General features: G+C 45.2%; 17 protein-coding genes. 12 read left to right on the forward strand and 5 right to left on the reverse strand.

The window, feature by feature from the left end:
• Positions 1-77 precede the first annotated feature (77 nt).
• The 10 genes from kdsA (at position 78) to rpoS (ending at position 8931) form a co-directional block, all read left to right on the forward strand.
• Positions 78-929, forward strand: coding sequence for a 3-deoxy-8-phosphooctulonate synthase (gene kdsA / locus B4E62_RS01840; RefSeq protein ID WP_331350828.1), 852 nt, complete (start codon positions 78-80; stop codon positions 927-929).
• Between the two features lie 60 nt (positions 930-989).
• Positions 990-2279, forward strand: a complete 1290-nt coding sequence (gene eno / locus B4E62_RS01845) for a phosphopyruvate hydratase (RefSeq protein ID WP_310072163.1) — start codon at positions 990-992, stop codon at positions 2277-2279.
• 92 nt (positions 2280-2371) lie between these two features.
• Positions 2372-2650 carry a septum formation initiator family protein gene (locus tag B4E62_RS01850; RefSeq protein ID WP_310072165.1) on the forward strand — a complete coding sequence of 93 codons (279 nt, stop codon included), beginning with the start codon at positions 2372-2374 and terminating at the stop codon, positions 2648-2650.
• A gap of 47 nt (positions 2651-2697) precedes the next feature.
• Positions 2698-3411 (forward strand): 2-C-methyl-D-erythritol 4-phosphate cytidylyltransferase, encoded by a 714-nt coding sequence (gene ispD, locus B4E62_RS01855; protein WP_310072167.1) that lies wholly within the window; start codon positions 2698-2700, stop codon positions 3409-3411.
• Between the two features lie 41 nt (positions 3412-3452).
• Positions 3453-3926 (forward strand): 2-C-methyl-D-erythritol 2,4-cyclodiphosphate synthase, encoded by a 474-nt coding sequence (ispF, locus tag B4E62_RS01860; RefSeq protein WP_310072534.1) that lies wholly within the window; start codon positions 3453-3455, stop codon positions 3924-3926.
• Between the two features lie 26 nt (positions 3927-3952).
• Complete coding sequence (locus B4E62_RS01865) at positions 3953-4933, forward strand: YheT family hydrolase (RefSeq protein ID WP_331350829.1); 981 nt, start codon at positions 3953-3955, stop codon at positions 4931-4933.
• A 13-nt stretch (positions 4934-4946) separates the two neighbouring features.
• A complete protein-coding gene (gene truD / locus B4E62_RS01870) occupies positions 4947-5927 on the forward strand; it encodes a tRNA pseudouridine(13) synthase TruD (RefSeq protein WP_331350830.1) in 981 nt (326 codons plus the stop codon).
• A 116-nt stretch (positions 5928-6043) separates the two neighbouring features.
• Positions 6044-6718: a protein-L-isoaspartate(D-aspartate) O-methyltransferase gene (locus B4E62_RS01875; protein ID WP_310072172.1), complete on the forward strand. Its 675-nt coding sequence runs from the start codon at positions 6044-6046 to the stop codon at positions 6716-6718.
• 236 nt (positions 6719-6954) lie between these two features.
• A complete protein-coding gene (locus B4E62_RS01880) occupies positions 6955-7779 on the forward strand; it encodes a peptidoglycan DD-metalloendopeptidase family protein (protein ID WP_331350831.1) in 825 nt (274 codons plus the stop codon).
• A 147-nt stretch (positions 7780-7926) separates the two neighbouring features.
• A complete protein-coding gene (rpoS, locus tag B4E62_RS01885; protein ID WP_310072177.1) occupies positions 7927-8931 on the forward strand; it encodes an RNA polymerase sigma factor RpoS in 1005 nt (334 codons plus the stop codon).
• Positions 8932-9049: 118 nt separating this feature from the next.
• Here rpoS and B4E62_RS01890 read toward each other — a convergent pair whose 3' ends face one another.
• The 4 genes from B4E62_RS01890 to B4E62_RS01905 form a co-directional block, all read right to left on the reverse strand.
• The gene (locus B4E62_RS01890; protein ID WP_331350832.1) at positions 9050-10651 is read right to left on the reverse strand and encodes an SGNH/GDSL hydrolase family protein; all 1602 of its coding nucleotides are present in this window, start codon (positions 10649-10651) and stop codon (positions 9050-9052) included.
• 67 nt (positions 10652-10718) lie between these two features.
• Positions 10719-11621 (reverse strand): hypothetical protein, encoded by a 903-nt coding sequence (locus B4E62_RS01895; protein ID WP_331350833.1) that lies wholly within the window; start codon positions 11619-11621, stop codon positions 10719-10721.
• Positions 11622-11859: 238 nt separating this feature from the next.
• Complete coding sequence (locus B4E62_RS01900; RefSeq protein WP_331350834.1) at positions 11860-12903, reverse strand: alpha/beta hydrolase; 1044 nt, start codon at positions 12901-12903, stop codon at positions 11860-11862.
• An 80-nt stretch (positions 12904-12983) separates the two neighbouring features.
• Positions 12984-14156: a helix-turn-helix domain-containing protein gene (locus B4E62_RS01905; RefSeq protein ID WP_331350835.1), complete on the reverse strand. Its 1173-nt coding sequence runs from the start codon at positions 14154-14156 to the stop codon at positions 12984-12986.
• A gap of 222 nt (positions 14157-14378) precedes the next feature.
• Between B4E62_RS01905 and B4E62_RS01910 the strand changes: the two genes are divergently transcribed.
• Positions 14379-15257 (forward strand): hypothetical protein, encoded by an 879-nt coding sequence (locus tag B4E62_RS01910; RefSeq protein ID WP_331350836.1) that lies wholly within the window; start codon positions 14379-14381, stop codon positions 15255-15257.
• 186 nt (positions 15258-15443) lie between these two features.
• The gene (locus B4E62_RS01915; RefSeq protein ID WP_331350837.1) at positions 15444-15677 is read left to right on the forward strand and encodes a hypothetical protein; all 234 of its coding nucleotides are present in this window, start codon (positions 15444-15446) and stop codon (positions 15675-15677) included.
• A 175-nt stretch (positions 15678-15852) separates the two neighbouring features.
• Here B4E62_RS01915 and argS read toward each other — a convergent pair whose 3' ends face one another.
• A complete protein-coding gene (argS, locus tag B4E62_RS01920) occupies positions 15853-17592 on the reverse strand; it encodes an arginine--tRNA ligase (RefSeq protein ID WP_331350838.1) in 1740 nt (579 codons plus the stop codon).
• Positions 17593-17684 lie beyond the last annotated feature (92 nt).

The following is a 17684-nucleotide window of genomic DNA, read 5'->3' on the forward strand; positions in this document are numbered from 1 at the left end:
TCTTGGGGCGCAGATACATGCGCCCCTTTTTGTAAAGATTATTGATTGATTTTAAATCTATTCTGAAAGGAATACCTGTGTCTCAAGAAATAGTAAAAGTTGGCAATCTGAGTGTTGGTAATTCACTGCCGTTTGTATTGTTTGGTGGCATGAATGTACTTGAATCGCGCGATATGGCCATGCATGTGGCAGAAACTTATGTGCAGGTTACGCAAAAGCTTGGAATTCCCTACGTTTTTAAAGCTTCATTTGATAAGGCAAATCGCTCTTCCATTCACTCTTACCGCGGGCCGGGAATGGAAGAGGGGTTGAAGATTTTTCAAGAGATCAAACAAACCTTTAATATCCCAGTGATTACTGATGTGCACGAAATTTATCAATGTGCACCTGTTGCGGAAGTTGCAGATGTTATTCAATTACCTGCTTTTCTTGCGCGCCAAACTGATTTGGTTGTCGCTATGGCCAAAACCGGTGCGGTGATTAACATCAAAAAACCACAATTCTTAAGCCCAGGCCAAATGAAAAATATAGTCGAAAAATTTGGTGAGTGCGGCAATGATAAAATTATTCTCTGTGATCGCGGCACCAACTTCGGTTATGACAACTTGGTTGTCGATATGTTGGGCTTCCGTACCATGCGTGAAGTCAGCGGCAATGCCCCGGTGATTTTTGATGTAACCCATTCATTGCAATGCCGCGATCCTATGGGCGCTGCATCGAGCGGTCGTCGCCATCAAGTTGCTGAATTGGCGCGTGCAGGTATGGCAGTTGGTTTGGCTGGTTTATTTCTGGAGTCACATCCTGATCCTGATAACGCCAAGTGCGATGGTCCCAGCGCGTTACCGCTCGATAAACTGCAACCCTTCCTGCAGCAAATGAAATCTATTGATGATGTGGTGAAAAATTTTCCGCCACTCGACATTAACTAATAGACCGTAAAAGTAATAGACACTAACTCATTTTGTAGAAACACACTCTGGAGAAAACGAATGACTAAGATTGTTGATATCAAAGCTTTTGAAATTTTGGATAGCCGCGGCAACCCAACTGTGATGGCTGAAGTTATTTTGGCTGATGGTTCTGTAGGTTCGGCGACTGCACCATCAGGCGCTTCAACCGGTTCGCGTGAAGCACTGGAATTGCGCGATGGCGATAAATCCCGTTATTTGGGTAAAGGCGTTTTAAAAGCGGTTAACAATATCAACACCACTATTAAAAATTTGGTAGTGGGTTTCGATGCTCTTGATCAACGTGCACTTGATAATGCAATGATCAAAGCTGACGGCACTGACTTCAAAACGGTATTGGGTGCAAACGCTATCCTTGCTGTGTCTTTGGCAAATGCTAAAGCAGCTGCGATCTCCAAAAAAGTTCCACTCTATGCACATATTGCTGACTTGAATGGCACTCCTGGTAAATACTCCATGCCAGTTCCTATGATGAACATCATCAACGGTGGTGAGCACGCAGACAACAACGTTGATATCCAGGAATTTATGGTTCAGCCTGTAGGAGCTAAAACTTTTGCTGAAGCTCTGCGTGTTGGCGCTGAGATTTTTCACACGCTGAAAAAAATCCTGCACGATAAAGGCTTGAGCACTTCAGTAGGTGATGAAGGTGGTTTCGCACCAAACCTACCATCTAACGAAGACGCGCTGAAAATTATTGCTGAAGCTGTTGAGAAGGCGGGATACAAACTGGGTGACAACGTAACCTTGGCTCTGGACTGCGCTTCTACTGAATTCTACAAAGATGGCAAATACGATTTGGCTGGTGAAGGCCGTGTATTTACCACTAACGAATTTTCGGATTATTTGGCTGATCTGGCTGCACGCTACCCAATTATTTCTATCGAAGACGGTAAAGACGAAAGCGACTGGGCTGGCTGGGCAGATCTGACCCAAAAAATTGGCCACAAAATCCAGTTGGTAGGTGATGACCTGTTTGTTACCAACACCAAAATTTTAAAAGAAGGTATTGAGAAGAAAATTGCTAACTCGATTCTGATCAAATTCAACCAGATCGGTTCTTTGTCTGAAACCCTTGATGCGATCAAAATGGCACAAGATGCAGGTTACACTGCGGTAATTTCTCATCGTTCAGGCGAAACTGAAGATACCACCATCGCTGATTTGGCTGTTGCGACTGCAGCTGGTCAAATTAAGACTGGTTCTCTGTGCCGTTCAGACCGCGTTTCCAAGTACAACCGCTTGCTGCGCATTGAGGCTGAATTGGGTGCTGCTGCACCTTACAAGGGTCGCGCAGAATTCAAGTCGTAAGTTGATTTGAAAAACAAAGGCCGACTACTCGGCCTTTGTTTTTTTGATGCTAATTAAACCGTTATTAACGTTTGACAAGATTGCGCAATGTTATGAAATGGCTATTAGGTGTATTGATCATATTGCTTGCCGGGCTGCAATACCGTTTGTGGATCGGTGATGGCAGTTTGGCACAGGCGCATCGCTTGGAGGCTGATATCAAATTGCAGCAAGCTGAAAATGATCGTATGCGTGAACGTAACCGCATTCTGGATGTTGAGGTAGAAGAATTAAAAACGGGACTCGACACCATCGAAGAACGTGCGCGTAACGATATAGGCCTGATCAAAAAAGACGAAACTTTTTTTATGATTTTGGATGAAGAGCAGTAGTTGCCAATAACTACATTTTATTAACTATCCAATTTCGATATTCCCTCATGAATCACTCATCATCACCCCAAAGTCCCGCTTATTGGATTGTCGTTCCGGCTGCCGGTGTAGGCGCTCGAATGGGAGCTGATTGCCCAAAACAATATTTACCACTTGTTGGGAAAACGGTTATAGAGCATACCTTGGAGCGTTTATTGGCACTGCCGAATATCGCTGGTATTTATTTGGTGTTGGGCGCTGATGACAATTATTGGAATGATTTATCCCTCGCACAAAATAATCGTATTCAGCGTGTTGCAGGCGGCGCAGAACGCTGCGACTCGGTATTAAATGCATTGGAACAATTGTTCGATAACGCATCTCCCAATGATTGGGTATTGGTGCATGATGCCGCTCGCCCTTGTGTTCATGTACAGAGTGTTTTGCATTTGATTGAGCAAGTAAAAACACACCCCGTCGGCGGCATCTTAGGCGTGCCGGTTAGCGATACTTTAAAACAAGTGAATAATTCTATTATCGATTCTACTGTCGATCGGCGTTTATTATGGCAGGCGCAGACACCGCAAATGTTTCGCTTGGGCTTGTTGCGCGATTGCCTGCAGCGTGGGTTGGCGGAAGGCAAATTAATTACCGACGAATCCTCGGCACTGGAATCCTATGGTTATCAGCCGTTAATGGTGCAAGGGCGCAGCGATAATATAAAAATTACGCGACCGGAAGATTTGGCAATTGCTGCTATGCTCTTACAGCAACAGATCTAGCCCGTTTATTCTTCATTTAGTTACGGAAATTTAATATGTCTATGCGTATTGGTCATGGTTACGATGTCCATGCTTTTGGTCCCGGCGATAAAATTGTTATTGGTGGTGTGGTTATTCCACATCATCATGGTTTGGTTGCCCACTCGGACGGTGATGTGCTCTTGCATGCGTTGTGCGATGCATTGCTGGGTGCTGCGGCATTAGGTGATATAGGTAAGCATTTTCCAGATACAGATATGCAATATCGTAATGCCGATAGTCGTTCCCTGTTGCGTATGGTTTATGCAAAAGTAGGGCTGCAGGGTTGGAAAATTGCTAATGCCGATATGACGATAGTTGCGCAGGCACCGCGTATGGCGAATTATATTCCCCGTATGGTCGAAACCATTGCTGCCGATTTGCAGAGCGAATTAAATCAAATCAATGTTAAGGCAACCACGACTGAACGCTTGGGTTTTGCTGGGCGCGAAGAAGGTATTGCTTGCTACGCAGTGGTCTTGTTGGAAAAAGCGTAAATTACATTATTGAATAAGGATTTTTCATGCCGTTAATAGAATCTGGTTTTCGCTCTCCCTGGTGGATGTTCAATGGCGACCTGCAAACCCAGTTGCCGGTGTTATTACGTCATATCAGGTTAGATGCTTCTTCTTTGATTATTCCCACACTAGATGGTGATAATCTCAGCGCCAATATGTATTTGTCTGGATTGCAGCCACAAAAAAGATTATTAATCCTTTCGCATGGGCTTGAGGGAAGTAACGCGCAAAATTATATCCTCGGTATGGCCGAAGCGGCGCTTGAGTCAGGTGTTGCTGGCGCAGCTGTTGATGTACTTGCCTGGAATTTGCGTGGATGTGGAAAGCCAGACAATACAACTGAAAAATTATATTTTGCTGGCTCGATACAGGATTTTGAGGCGGTAGTGGCTTGGGCTGAAGGTAATGGTTACACAGAAATTTATCTCGCGGCTTACTCGCTTGGCGGAAATATTGTGCTCAAATGGCTTGGTGATCAAGGCGAAAGTGCGCAGGCTAGGGGAATTAAAGCAGTCTGCGCTGCATCAGTACCCATAGATTTACATGCTTGTGTGAGTACTTTGGATCGCTGGCGCAATCTGATGTATCGCTTGTATTTTGTTACCAGTATGAAATGGCGCCTTAAACGAAAGGCGTTTAAATTTACGGGGAAACTGGATTTGTCGCACTATTCGAAAGTTAAAAAATTTTGCGATTATGATGATTTTTTTTCAGCCCCTTTAAATGGTTATAAAAATGCAGCAGAGCTTCACGCTGCCGCCAGCGCCAAACCGTCACTCGAAAAAATTGCTGTGCCTTGTTTAATGGTGGCTGCGTTGAATGATCCATTTTTGAATGCGGATTGCATTCCGCTTGCGCTTGCTCAGCGCCATTCGTTATTGACCTTGGAGATTACGCGCTCCGGTGGTCATGTTGGTTTTTTAAGTGATCGGCTGGAGTGGTGGTTGGATACGCGATTTTTAGGTTTTTTTAAATCACTTTCATAATACAGGTAATGTTTTGACAGAGTTTTCATTGGAGTTTCCCCGCGCTTATGGGGCGTTAACTGCAGCTGCAATTTTTCGTGCACAACCTGAAGATTTTCAAGTTGATGAAGAGTTGGGTTATCTTCCTTCAGGGGCAGGCGAACATGTTTTTTTGCACATTGTTAAGCGTGGCGAAAATACTGCGTGGGTCGCTGGAAAAATTGCCGAGCTTGCCAATGTCAATGTAACTGACGTCGGTTATTGTGGGCGCAAAGATCGCCATGCGGTGACAGCCCAATGGTTTAGTGTTTATCTTCCCAAGGCTCCTGAGCCCGATTGGAGATTGTTGAATACGGAGTCGATCCAACTCTTATCTGCATCCAGACATCAAACCAAGTTGCGCCGTGGTGAGCACCAGCAGAACAATTTTGTGATCCGCTTGCGCGATGTGCAGACCGAAGATCGCAACTTGTTGCAACAAAAAATTGATGCTGTTTTTGCGCAAGGTGTGCCCAATTATTTTGGCGAGCAGCGCTTTGGTCTGGGTGGAAATAATTTACGCGAAGCTGAAGCTATCCTTGTGGGAGGAAAGCGTTATCGCGATAAACAAAAACGCGGTTTGATGTTATCAGCCGCGCGCTCCTATTTATTTAATCAGGTGCTCGCAGCGCGTGTACTAGCTAATAACTGGGCTAGCCAGATTGAAGGCGATATAACCCCACAACCTTCTGGACCGCTGTGGGGTAGGGGGCGGCCGTTGGTATCAGGGGGGTTGCTTGAACTGGAGAAAAACGCGCTGGTGAATTGGGCCGCATGGTGCGATGGTCTTGAGCATGCAGGCTTATCGCAAGAGCGTCGTGCACTGCAATTGATCCCCCGTAACGCCAGTTGGTCTTGGATTGATAATGATCTGGTATTGCATTTTTCGCTCGATGCCGGTGAGTTTGCTACGGCGATTTTGCACGAGCTTGCCCAGCTCCAGAACCAATCGACGGAAGTGTCAGATCCCGCCTAGCAGGAAACGTCGCAACCCATGGTATAGTTGCTGCTTTGGTTGCTTCGGCGCCAGCTGGTTAATTGTGCATTTATTATTTGCGTTGCCGCTGTATAAAAATAGGAGAGAATCTGGGGATGACTAACTTATTGATGCAAGGTGTAGGCATGACCTCGCTACGCACCCGTGAGCGTCTTATTCAGCGTTTACGCGATCAGGGCGTCACCAATATGCGTGTGTTAGATGTATTGCTTAATACCCCGCGTCATATATTCCTTGACGAAGCCCTTGCTCATCGCGCCTATGAAGATACGGCACTGCCTATCGGCCATGGTCAGACGATATCCCAACCTTACATAGTGGCGCGCATGACAGAAATACTGCTGGGAGCGGCAGGTGGCAAGCTCAATAAAGTATTGGAAGTCGGCACTGGTTCTGGTTACCAGACAAGCGTTCTCGCACAATTAGTGCCAAATGTTTACAGTGTAGAAAGGATCAAACCTCTGCAGGACAAAGCCCGCGAGCGCTTGCGTCAGTTGGGGTTACGTAATGTGCAATTGCGTCATGCTGACGGTGGTTTTGGCTGGCCGGAAGCTGGCCCATACGATGCTATTCTCAGCACTGCAGCGCCGCAGGCTGTTCCTGACGAACTACTGAAGCAGTTGGCACCCGGTGGTGTACTCGTAATACCGATTGGTGGAAGGGAGCAGCAACTGCACCTCATTCTTCGCGATGGCGAGACAGAGAACTATATTACCCAGATATTGGAGCCTGTTAAATTTGTTCCTTTTCTTTCAGGTACTTCGCGCTAATACTTAATCTTAAGTCTAAAGTTTGTAAGTAACGATACGTTGCATGTTTAGAAATGCACCAATAATGAATAGGAAACGTGCGAATTTACTCATCTACCCAGTGTTTTAGTTGTTTAAATCCTCTTTTTGTGCACGTTTTTATAAAAATATTAGATAATTTTAAAATAAATTTCGATTATTAAGTTCTAAATCGTATAAGAGCGATCAAAAAACAACCATAGTTCTTGAGTGATTTCATGTCGGAAGTGTCATCTAATTACCGGGTTAAATCATTAAAACTGTTCGTAATACTGATCGCTCTATTGCTGCTGGTTTCCTGTGCCTCCCATTCTCCTGCCCCTGTATTGGATAGATCCAAATCTTCTGTTAATCGACCTAAAACACATGTGGTTATCCCCGGTGATACCTTGTTTTCAATTGCTTGGCGTTACGGTTTGAAATACGAAATTCTCGCTAAGCATAACCGGATTTATCCTCCTTATGTCATTCGCCCTTCACAAGTAATCCGGTTGGATATTGCTGGAACAGGGGGAGCGATAGCAGGAAAACAACAGTCGGGAAAGGGTGATGCCAGAGTGAGCCCGGCAGTAACTAAAAAACCTGTTTCAACGCTAAAAAATACTAATAATCGTCAAGAAAATAGAACAGTCAAAAGTGCCAATTCCACCAGCAAAACACAGGCCTGGGGCGCACCACAATGGCGCTGGCCTGTTAAGGGGCCATTAATTTCATCATTTCAGGGCAGTAACGCGTTAAATAAGGGTATTGATCTTGGCGGTAAATTGGGAGAGCCTGTGCTTGCAGCTGCTGGTGGACAGGTTGTTTATTCTGGAAGCGGACTGCGCGGGTACGGCAAGTTACTTATCGTCAAGCACAATGAAACTTTCCTCAGCGCCTATGCCCACAACGATAGGTTGTTAGTAAAAGAAGGTGATTTTGTTAAAGCTGGGCAAAGAATTGCCGATATGGGTTCGAGTGGTACCGACAGAGTAAAGCTTCACTTTGAAATTCGTCGTGATGGTACTCCGGTAGATCCGTTAAAGTTTCTGCCACGACGCTAAAGTGTCACATTCATAAGTTAGAACGGGAACTTACGGATAATATCTCAGAACATATGGCATCTATGTGCAGAGGTACAGCTTGAGCGAGCTGGATGACTTACAAAAAGCCAGCCGGTTAAATAAAAATTGATATAAGGGGCTGAAAAAATGACTTTACAAAATAGGGACACAACCACATTTGATCGCGATGATGTATTTATCGCACCGGATGTAGAGTTGGATGAAGCAGAGTTGATGTTGGCTGAAGAAGATGACGAATTACCCAAGTCTTCATCGGCCAATGTAAGTGAACGAATTATCGATGATAAGTACAACAAGACACTTGATGCTACCCAGATTTATCTTAACGAAATTGGATTTTCCCCCCTGCTAAGCGCCGAAGAAGAAGTATTTTTTGCACGTAAAGCGCTGAAAGGTGATGAAGCAGCGCGCAAGCGCATGATTGAAAGTAACCTCCGCCTTGTTGTAAAAATCTCCCGTCGCTATGTTAACCGTGGTCTGGCGCTTCTTGATTTGATTGAAGAAGGCAATCTCGGGTTGATCCGCGCTGTTGAAAAATTTGACCCAGAGCGCGGTTTCCGCTTTTCAACCTACGCCACTTGGTGGATTCGCCAAACCATTGAACGTGCGATTATGAATCAGACTCGCACAATTCGTTTGCCCATTCATGTTGTTAAAGAATTAAATATTTATCTGCGCGCGGCGCGCGAGCTGTCGCAAAAACTGGATCATGAGCCAACGCCGGAAGAAATTGCCAATCTGCTCGATAAACCAGTAGCTGATGTTGAGCATATGTTGAGTCTGAATGAGCGCGTTACTTCAATTGATGCACCTATCGGTAATTCATCTGACCGCGCAATTGTGGATACCATCGCAGACACTCATGTGTCAGACCCTGCAGCACTTTTGCAAGATGCGGATTTGACTACCAGTCTCGACCATTGGTTGGATGAGTTAACCGAAAAGCAACGTGAAGTTCTTGCGCGCCGTTTTGGCTTGCGTGGTTACGAAGTCAGTACACTTGAAGAAGTGGGTCTTGAAATAGGTTTGACTCGCGAGCGGGTTCGCCAAATTCAAGTAGAGGCATTAAAGCGTTTGCGCGATATCATGGAAAAACAAGGTTTGGATAGTGCCGCTTTGTTTAGCGTTTAATTTTTCTCGGTGATATTTTTTGAGTGAAAAACCTGAGCTAATCACTCAGGTTTTTTTGTTAAGTAAAAATGAATCCTGCATCAGCGTTAGCATGTTTTATTGTTTCGTGTTCATGGCTTTATTTTAACCCCCCTCCCAAATCTATTAGTTCCCGATTCTGTTTTATTTCCTGAGCCACCAAAGTTGCTATTATTTCTGCTCCATTTTTTTGAAAGTGGGTTCCATCGGGTGCCTCAATGCTGCCAGGGGCGCCATTGGCATAAAAACTATTGGTGGCGGGGTCAACAACCAGCCAATAATGTTTCCATTCATTGGCTGCCAAACCATTCACAAATTGAATGCTTGCTGCTTCCAGATCAATCAGCGGCACTGCGTTAGCGGTGGCAGTGTCTTTAATAGTTTGAGTGTAGTCGCCGGTGTACAAATAACCGTTTTTGTTATTTTGTTTGGTAACGTGACTGTGTACCACGGGTGTGGTTTGCTGCCCCTGTGCATTTTTAATGCGTGTAGTGGGGGTAAACAATACCGGTATTGCACCGCGTTCCCGTGCAATTTTTATATATCGTTCAAGTGAGTGCTGGAATGAAAGTTCGGGTTGCTCATTGGGAAATTGTGGTTGTCCTTCGCTGTTGTTGGGGTAGGTGCAGAGATTATTTACGTCCGCTGCCCCACGTATTGGTTTACTGGAATCGCAATTCTGGTCGTTATGGCCATGGTTGATAAAGACATAATCGCCGGCCCGGATCAGCGGTTCCATCTGTGCAAACCAGCGGCCATTAAAAAAATCGCGCGAGCTGCGGCCAGCGCGTGATCCGGTAATCACTTTTATCCCGCTATCTTGGTTGAACCTAGCTTCAAATGCTTGTCCCCATCCCTTGCGTGGAAAACGTAGTTGCTCGTAAACCGCAGAGGTTGAATCGCCCACAATAAAAATACGGCGATTTGCATTGTTAATTTGCACTAACTCCTGTTGCGCCCGCAGCAAATCAAAAGGCTCATAGGCACCCTGAGGCATTAGCCCCACAATTGGCCGAAAGCTGATATCCGCCAACGTGGTATGGCCGGTTTCGCCGGTATTGTTGTCGTAATTGCGGTTGTGATGAATCAGTGAAAATAATTCAATCAACTTATCATCTGACTGAATGGGATAAGTTGCAGGATTAAAACTCCCGCTATTCCTAACGTCTAGTAATTGCAGCGCTTGTTTAAAACCTTTGCGCAATTCATTTTGTGCTGCATGCAATTGGATGGGGTTGAACGCGCCTATTTTTTTGCTGTTTACCCATTGCTGCGGACCAATAAAGCCCTGCGCTACCGCCAGATCTGAGACGATACGATCAGTCAGTGGATTGATGTTGCCAATTTGATGCTGATTGGGATTTATTTTTTCAATAACGGCTGCCATGCAGATGGGGCGTAAAATTGAATTTTTGGTGCAGTCTTCTGCATTGCCTTCGCTAACAGCAGAAAGCAGTAGCGGTGCAGTAATGCCAGCTAAAGGAAATTCATAGCGCCCGTATGCGTCAGTGATTGTTTGCAGTTGTTTACCATTTGCATCGATTAATTGTACATGTGCGTCAGTTAATGGTTCTTGCTCAATCACCAGTCCTGTTAAGTTCGGTGATTTGGGAATGCTTTGGCAGCCAGTCAATAATATACTGAGTCCTATCAAGAGGGTGCGACAGCGAGTAGCAAAGAGCTTTTTTTTGTAGTAATTCATAACAAATCCGGATCGTTCAATGTAATGAGAAGATAGTGGGTGGTGCATATCTCTAATGTTGGTGATTTTACTGTGCTCCCCATCCTGCTTTTAAGCTTTCCCACATCTCATCAAAATGTTTTTGTTCGTGTACGCGCAGGGCGTCGTATTGCGCTTCATTCAGGCTTGCACGCGCCGTTGCCAAATAATTGTCTTTATAATCGAGCAGCGCTTCATGTGCTTTTTCGATTAAAAAAGGTTTTTCTGCTGCAGATGCGTTTGCAATGGTTTGGCCTGTTGTTTCCAAATATTGGGAAAACTCTTGTTTTTGCTCCAGTTTACTAAGTAGGAGTGTGTCGCGTTTTTCACTGGGGATAGGCGAGCCTGCTTGTACTTGATCAAAAAAGTTGTTCATCTGATATTGCTCGTAAGCAGAATCTTTTAGCAAATCATAGGTTTTTCTATCTTCAGGTGAGCTGAGCAGTTGGGCAATTTGGCGATCTATTTCTGCCAGGCTTTCCTGTTGTTTACGGATTGCTTCTTCGGTATCTGCTTGCGATGAATAATAGCCGATACTGGATGCCCCCAAAATTTGTTCTCGCTGCAACAATAATTCTTGCAGCTCATTGCGCGCTTGTCCTGCCAAGCCCAATTGCGACATTAACAGCGCATATTTTTTTTCCAGAGTGCGCTTGAGGTTTTCTTGCTGGATGCTGGCAAACTCGTCCAGCTTGGAAGACGTAACAACAGGGTTTGCTGTCAGGGGAGCTTGTTTGGTGGGGTGTAAGGTGTTTTGCCCAAAGGCAATAAACTCCTGCAAACTATCAATTTTTTTCTGATAGGTTTCGCGCTCTTCCTGCAAGCGAGCATCAAAGTCTACTTGTTGCTGCGTTAACTGCTGCTGCAGGGTTTGGTGATCCAGATGGAGCACGCCATATCGTACTGATACCAATAACAATAGCGCCGCAAGTATTATGCTTACCAGTTTCATCTTTACCTCCGTAAATACGGATTCTTTAGTGGGGTGTGAGGTAAATCTGACCGAGGAATTGCCGGAGTATGCACAGCTGGTTATTGTTTTAACATTCTTGTTGATAGCTGTTTTTTTGAAGCTGGATTAGATTACATTTTCCTGATGGCTTCAAGCTTTTGAGGTGATAATAAAATCAACTCATTTCGCAGTGTGAACACATACCGGTTTAGAGGGTTAACTCTGGTAACCCGCCAGCTTAAGGTGCCAAATGACGGTTTAAGAACGGAATGACATTGTTAATAAACCTTTCCTCTCCCTCCCAGTATTGGTTCCACGCATTGCCACTGTACTCCTCTGCCTGATGTTGAACACCAAAATCGTCCAACATACGTGTGAATTTTTGATTGGCATACACATGGTCGGGGTTGTCGTCATAACGCCCCCAGTCCATTTTGAAGCCGTGTAGCTGGCGCAAATTTTCTGCGCGTGTGGGTAGACGGCTGTCCAATAAAAAATTATCGCGCAGCATGGCGACATGGGTGGTGTTGGTAATTAATTGATCGCCTTTTAATTCCACCATCAAGTCAGCATAGAAGGGCGGTTTATCCGGATTAGGTAAATACGCCTGTGCCATCAGCATAAATACCCGCGAATAAATATTGGATTCGAGATCTTTCCAGTTCTTAGCCTGATTCATCTGGCGCCAGTCAGGCTTGGATTGCATCAGCGTTTCCCCTGTTGCTGTGCCGAACGGATGCATGGCGTAAACACTGCCGAATAAGCCGGGGTAATCCATTGTCAGCTTGATGGCGGCATAACCGCCGATCATATCCCCAACCGCTGCGCGTGCAGTTGCAGATGGATTGGTGCGGAAGCGCTGGTCTATGGCCGGTATCAATTCCTGAATAATGTGATCCATCCAGCGACCACTGCTGGTAGCGTTGCTGTAAAAACTTCCCAAGCCTGGGCCGGTGAAATCCCCGGCGACAAGGATGCAGTCTTTCAAGCGGCCAGCGCGGATGGCTTCATCCAAGGTGCGTTGTACTTTTCCATCCTCAAAAAATTTTGTATTGCTCCACCCCAAACTATGGAAATAGTAAATCACGGGATAGCGTTGTTTACCTTGTTGATAAGAGGCAGGAAGATAAACTTTGATATTTCGCTCGCGCTTAATACCAATAAGATTTCCATCGAGGGCGGTCGATTTGATCGTGAAGTCGGTAATTCGGCTATCGGTAGCTGCAGCATCAATGCCCATAGTCAGTAGGAACAGGCAGAAGAATATTGTAGCGGTGTTCATAAGCGCCTCCAGTGGCAGATAGTTTCCTGGAGGCTACCCCGTAATGCCGTGATCAGCGGCCGATCCGATCGGGACGAACGCTATTCGCTCGCCATTTTCAAGTTGCGGGCGCGGTATTCGCTGGGTGTCATCTGCGTCTGTTGGCGAAATGCGGTATTGAATGTGGATTTGGAATTAAAGCCTGCGTCTTCAGCAATGGTGAGAATAGTTTTGTCTGGATAAGTTAATAACGCCTGTTTGGCGGCATTGATCCTGTAACTGTTGACCCACTCATAAAAATTGGTTTGCAGATCTTGATTAATTACTTGGGATAAATAATGCGGACTCTCACGCAACTGCTCGCTCAGTTGTTTCAGGCTGAAACCTGGTTGCGTGTAAAGCTTTTCGTTTTCCATCGCTGCGAACAATTTGGTTTTGATGCGGCGTCTGATCCCTTCGTCTAACGGCGAATTGGTGTATTTCTCTGTATTACTTTTGGCGGAAGGTGCCAGATTTACATCTTCTGATGATGCAGGGGTTAATGCTAAAGGCTTAAGCCGCGTTAGGCCAAAAAGGGCGCGCAGGGTAAAAATAATCTCTATCGTCATAAACAGATTTATTCCCAGTCCACCCACCGGCCCGATATACATGCAGTGCAATGTACGCAGGATTGCCATCATCCACTTCACCACCAAAATCAACAGTAGCCATTTTATTGCCTGCAACGAATATTCATGCGGGTTGGAAACATTCGCAAAAACCTGTTGTTCATATTTCTGCAACATTAATCGAATTCGCACCACAAGCATCGGAACCTGTAGGGTAAATATAGCGATGCACACCAACATACAACCATGGATAAACATCGCCTGATAAGCTGATGCCGGTGCAACCGCATTACCGAATTCATTACCAGTGTGCGCGGACAACAGCAGGGGAAGCAAACACAAGCTTGCTATCGCCAACAAACATTTGTGTAATTTAGGCAAAACAAAGGGGCTTGGTGTTTGCTGGCGGGTAATCTCTAGCGTGCATAACCATAAGCAGGGTGCAATCAACAACGACAACAACATCAGTCCTCCAAGCCACAAGGATTTGAATCCTGTGCTCGGGTGTAACATCAACCATTCAAAGCCAAACCCGAGTGCTTCTAACAGCAGGAATACTGAGAAATACCGCAGCCGCCATTGCGGCAATAAACTGCGCAACCCCGCTGCACTCAAGAGGCAGTAACCTATGGCGATGGCAAATAAGGAGGTTTGAATAGTGTTCATAGGGGGTAAGTAGTTTAAGGGGTGATACCTTGTTGCGATATTAGCGTGCTATCAACTTGGTTACTATGTTTCGTTGCCCGACGAAATTCAACAAGAAGAATATTTGTTATGCGGTGAAATATACCCAAAAAATTGGGATGTTAATCTGCTTAGTCTACTCAGCGGTCTGAGGCGTATAAGGCTATAATCGGTTGGTGAATTAATAATACGAATGGATGAGTTATGTCTAACAATCTTAATAAAAAGCGGAAAACATGGGTGCCTATTCATAAAGAGAATTGGTTTGGGGATTGGTTTGACCCTCATGAAAGTTACTTAAGATTGCCATCATTTTGGTGGCCATTTACGATAATCATGATTGGTGTTGCTTTGGTGTCATGGAAGGTAATACATGACCAAGAATTGGTTTGGGGTTTAGATTCGAGAGTTGAACAATGGTATGAGTGGTTCAAAATGCCATTATGGGTGTTGGCGCTCTTAATTCCTGTTCTCGGACTATTCAATGCAAATCATAAATCAGAGCAAACCAGAGCTTCAATGGAACTTACTAAAGCCCAGAATAATTTTGCAAATTATTACAAGCATCTAGAGGAGTTCTCGAAGTATGTTGGGGTTGTCAGTAAAGATTTTGATCCGTATGTGAAGGTTCAGATAAAGGCGCTGCATTCAAAACTGTTTCCGTTGGCAGATGGTGGTGATTACAAAATTTTCTATAATGGTGGCTCGCCATTAAATGCAGCTTATGAATTGGTCCGGCTCACCATTAAAGATGTACAGCAAATATCCTTGGAACTAAAAACTGCCGCGAAAGTAAACCCCGGAAGTGGGGTGTTAAGGAGACAGTTGGATTATCATTATTTATTACAAGAATTCTTTGTTTTTAGTGAAATGAAACCAGATGGTGTCTTCGTGGCGGAAAATGAAGATGAGGCTTTGATATGTGCGGTTAACTCTATTGAGGTCGAATGTGTTAACCAAATATACGTGATGTTAAAGTTATTGGATGGGATTGCAAAATTCGATGCAAAAACTGAATTACCGCACAAAGATATTCATAGGATTTATAGGGATGCGTTTCTACCTATACGGTGTAATACTTAATTAATAGCCAAAAGTTTATAGGTTGTTACCTAAATAGGGGTTATTAATGATGTGCGATCATACTGCTAAAAATAAAACACGCTTTTTCTTGGAGGGATGGGGCAATAGGTTGATGGGCTTTGTTAATGATCAGGTTAGGAAGTTAGAAGAAATTAAACAACTTATATAATTGCTGAAGGAAAAATTATGATAATTGGAATTGATGGTAATATGTGGTATTGCAGTAATGAAATATGTATTGCTGAGCCCGATGCTAAAATTGCGTTTGCTCCTACTCTTAAAGAGGCGGCAGTTAGTTATAAGTCGCAATATCATTTGGATGGTGCAGTTCCGATAGAACTGTTAGATTTTTTGGATGTTACTCCTGAGGAGTATCAGAAAGTTACCGGTTGGAAAAATACCGAGATCGTGAAACGCTAAACTCTTTAGTCGCATTATCGCTCATAAAGAATTTATCTAAATCCGCCCAGAATAATCTCGGCGGGATTTCTTTAGATCCTTGGATTATGATTTTAGTGGTCGCACCACTAGAAACAAAAAGCCCAGTTTTCGCTGGGCTTTTTATTGGATCAACTAGCTAGTAGAAAGATATAAACTACATCCTCTCCATCACCTCAATCCCCAACAATTCCAACCCTTGCTCAATAGTCTTCGCAACCAAATGACACAAACGCAAACGGCTATCGCGTACGTCAGCTTCTATGCCATCTTTCAAAATTGGGCAGGCTTCGTAGAAGGTCATATAAAGGCTGGCGATTTCATACAAATAAGTACACAGCAAGTGCGGCATGGCTTCGCGGGCGACTTGATCCAATACTTCACTGAATTGCAGTAATTTAATTGCCAGGGTTTTTTCCTGCTCTGTGCCAATAATAATCCCATTGGTCAGTGATTCCGGAGTAACACCGGCTTTGCGGAAAATACTTTGTACTCGGGTGTAAGCGTATTGCAAGTAAGGTGCTGTGTTACCTTCAAAGCTGAGCATGGATTCCCAGCTAAATATGTAATCATTGGTGCGGGTTTTACATAGGTCGGCGTATTTCACTGAGCCGATGCCCACCCTGCGTGAAATTTCCGCGATTTCATCAGCAGATAAATCGGGATTTTTTTCGCTTACCAGTGCGCCTGCGCGTTCAACGGCTTCGGTTAATAACTCGGCGAGTTTAACGGTGCCGCCGGTGCGGGTTTTGAAGGGTTTTCCATCGCTGCCCATCATGGTGCCGAACGCCAAATGCTCAAGGCTTACTGTTTCATCCACAAATTTTGCTTTGCGTGACAGGGTAAATACTTGTTGCATATGCAGCGATTGGCGCGCATCAATAAAATACATAATGCGATTGGCTTTCAGTGTGTTCACGCGATAGCGCAGTGCGGCCAAATCGGTTGTTGCATACAAAAACCCGCCGCCTTGCTTTTGGATAATCATCGGCGATGGATTGCCTTCTTTGTCGGCGAGTTCTTGCAGGAATACGACTTGCGCGCCGTCACTCTCAACCGCGAGGCCTTGGTCTTGCAATTCTTTTACAACAGGCGCGAGATCGTTGTTGTAAAAACTCTCGCCGCGAACATCAGTGTCTTTCAGTGTGACGTTGAGCTGTTGGTAAATTTCGGTGCTGTGATGCAGGGAAATGGTTTTGAATTGTTCCCAGAGCTTTAACATTTGCGCATCGCCGGATTGCAAGCGCACAACATACTCGCGCGCTTTATTGGCAAAGGTTTCGTTGTCATCAAAATGTTTTTTGGCTTGCTGGTAAAACACTTCCAAATCTTTGAGTGCCATGGCTTCATCGCCTTTGGCTCCCAATTGTTCTTCCAACTCGGCGATCAGCATACCGAATTGTGTGCCCCAATCGCCCACGTGGTTTTGGCGGATGACATTGTGCCCTTGGAACTCGAGCAAGCGGGCGAGGGAGTCACCGATGATGGTGGAGCGCAAATGGCCGACATGCATTTCTTTGGCGAGGTTGGGGCCGGAATAGTCAATTACCACATTTTGTGGTGCGGCGACTTGTTCAACTTGCAGGCGCGCATCGCTTTGCGCTTTAGCGATCTGCTCACCCAGCCATTCGGGGTTGAGGTCGATGTTGATAAAACCGGGGCCGGCGATTTCTACTTTTTCAGCGATTCCGGCCAGATCCAGTGCGGCGACAATTTTGGCCGCCAGTTCGCGCGGGTTAGTGCCCATGGCTTTGGCTGCGCCCATCGCGCAGTTGGCTTGGTAATCGCCAAAACCGGCTTTTTTACCGGGGGCAATCAGGGCGGGCAGGTCGGTGGGTACGCCCACTGTTGCCATGGCATTGAGGACTTTTTGGTTCAGTAATTCACGGATATTCATAGGGTAAATTCGGTCGCTGCAGCTAAATACGGAAGGTGGCGAATTGTACCCGCCGAGGGTGGGTGATGCCATCTTTTATAGGCTTGTGACTG

It is taken from the genome of Cellvibrio sp. UBA7671 (genome assembly GCA_002483145.1).
Classification (GTDB): Bacteria; Pseudomonadota; Gammaproteobacteria; order Pseudomonadales; family Cellvibrionaceae; genus Cellvibrio; species Cellvibrio fibrivorans.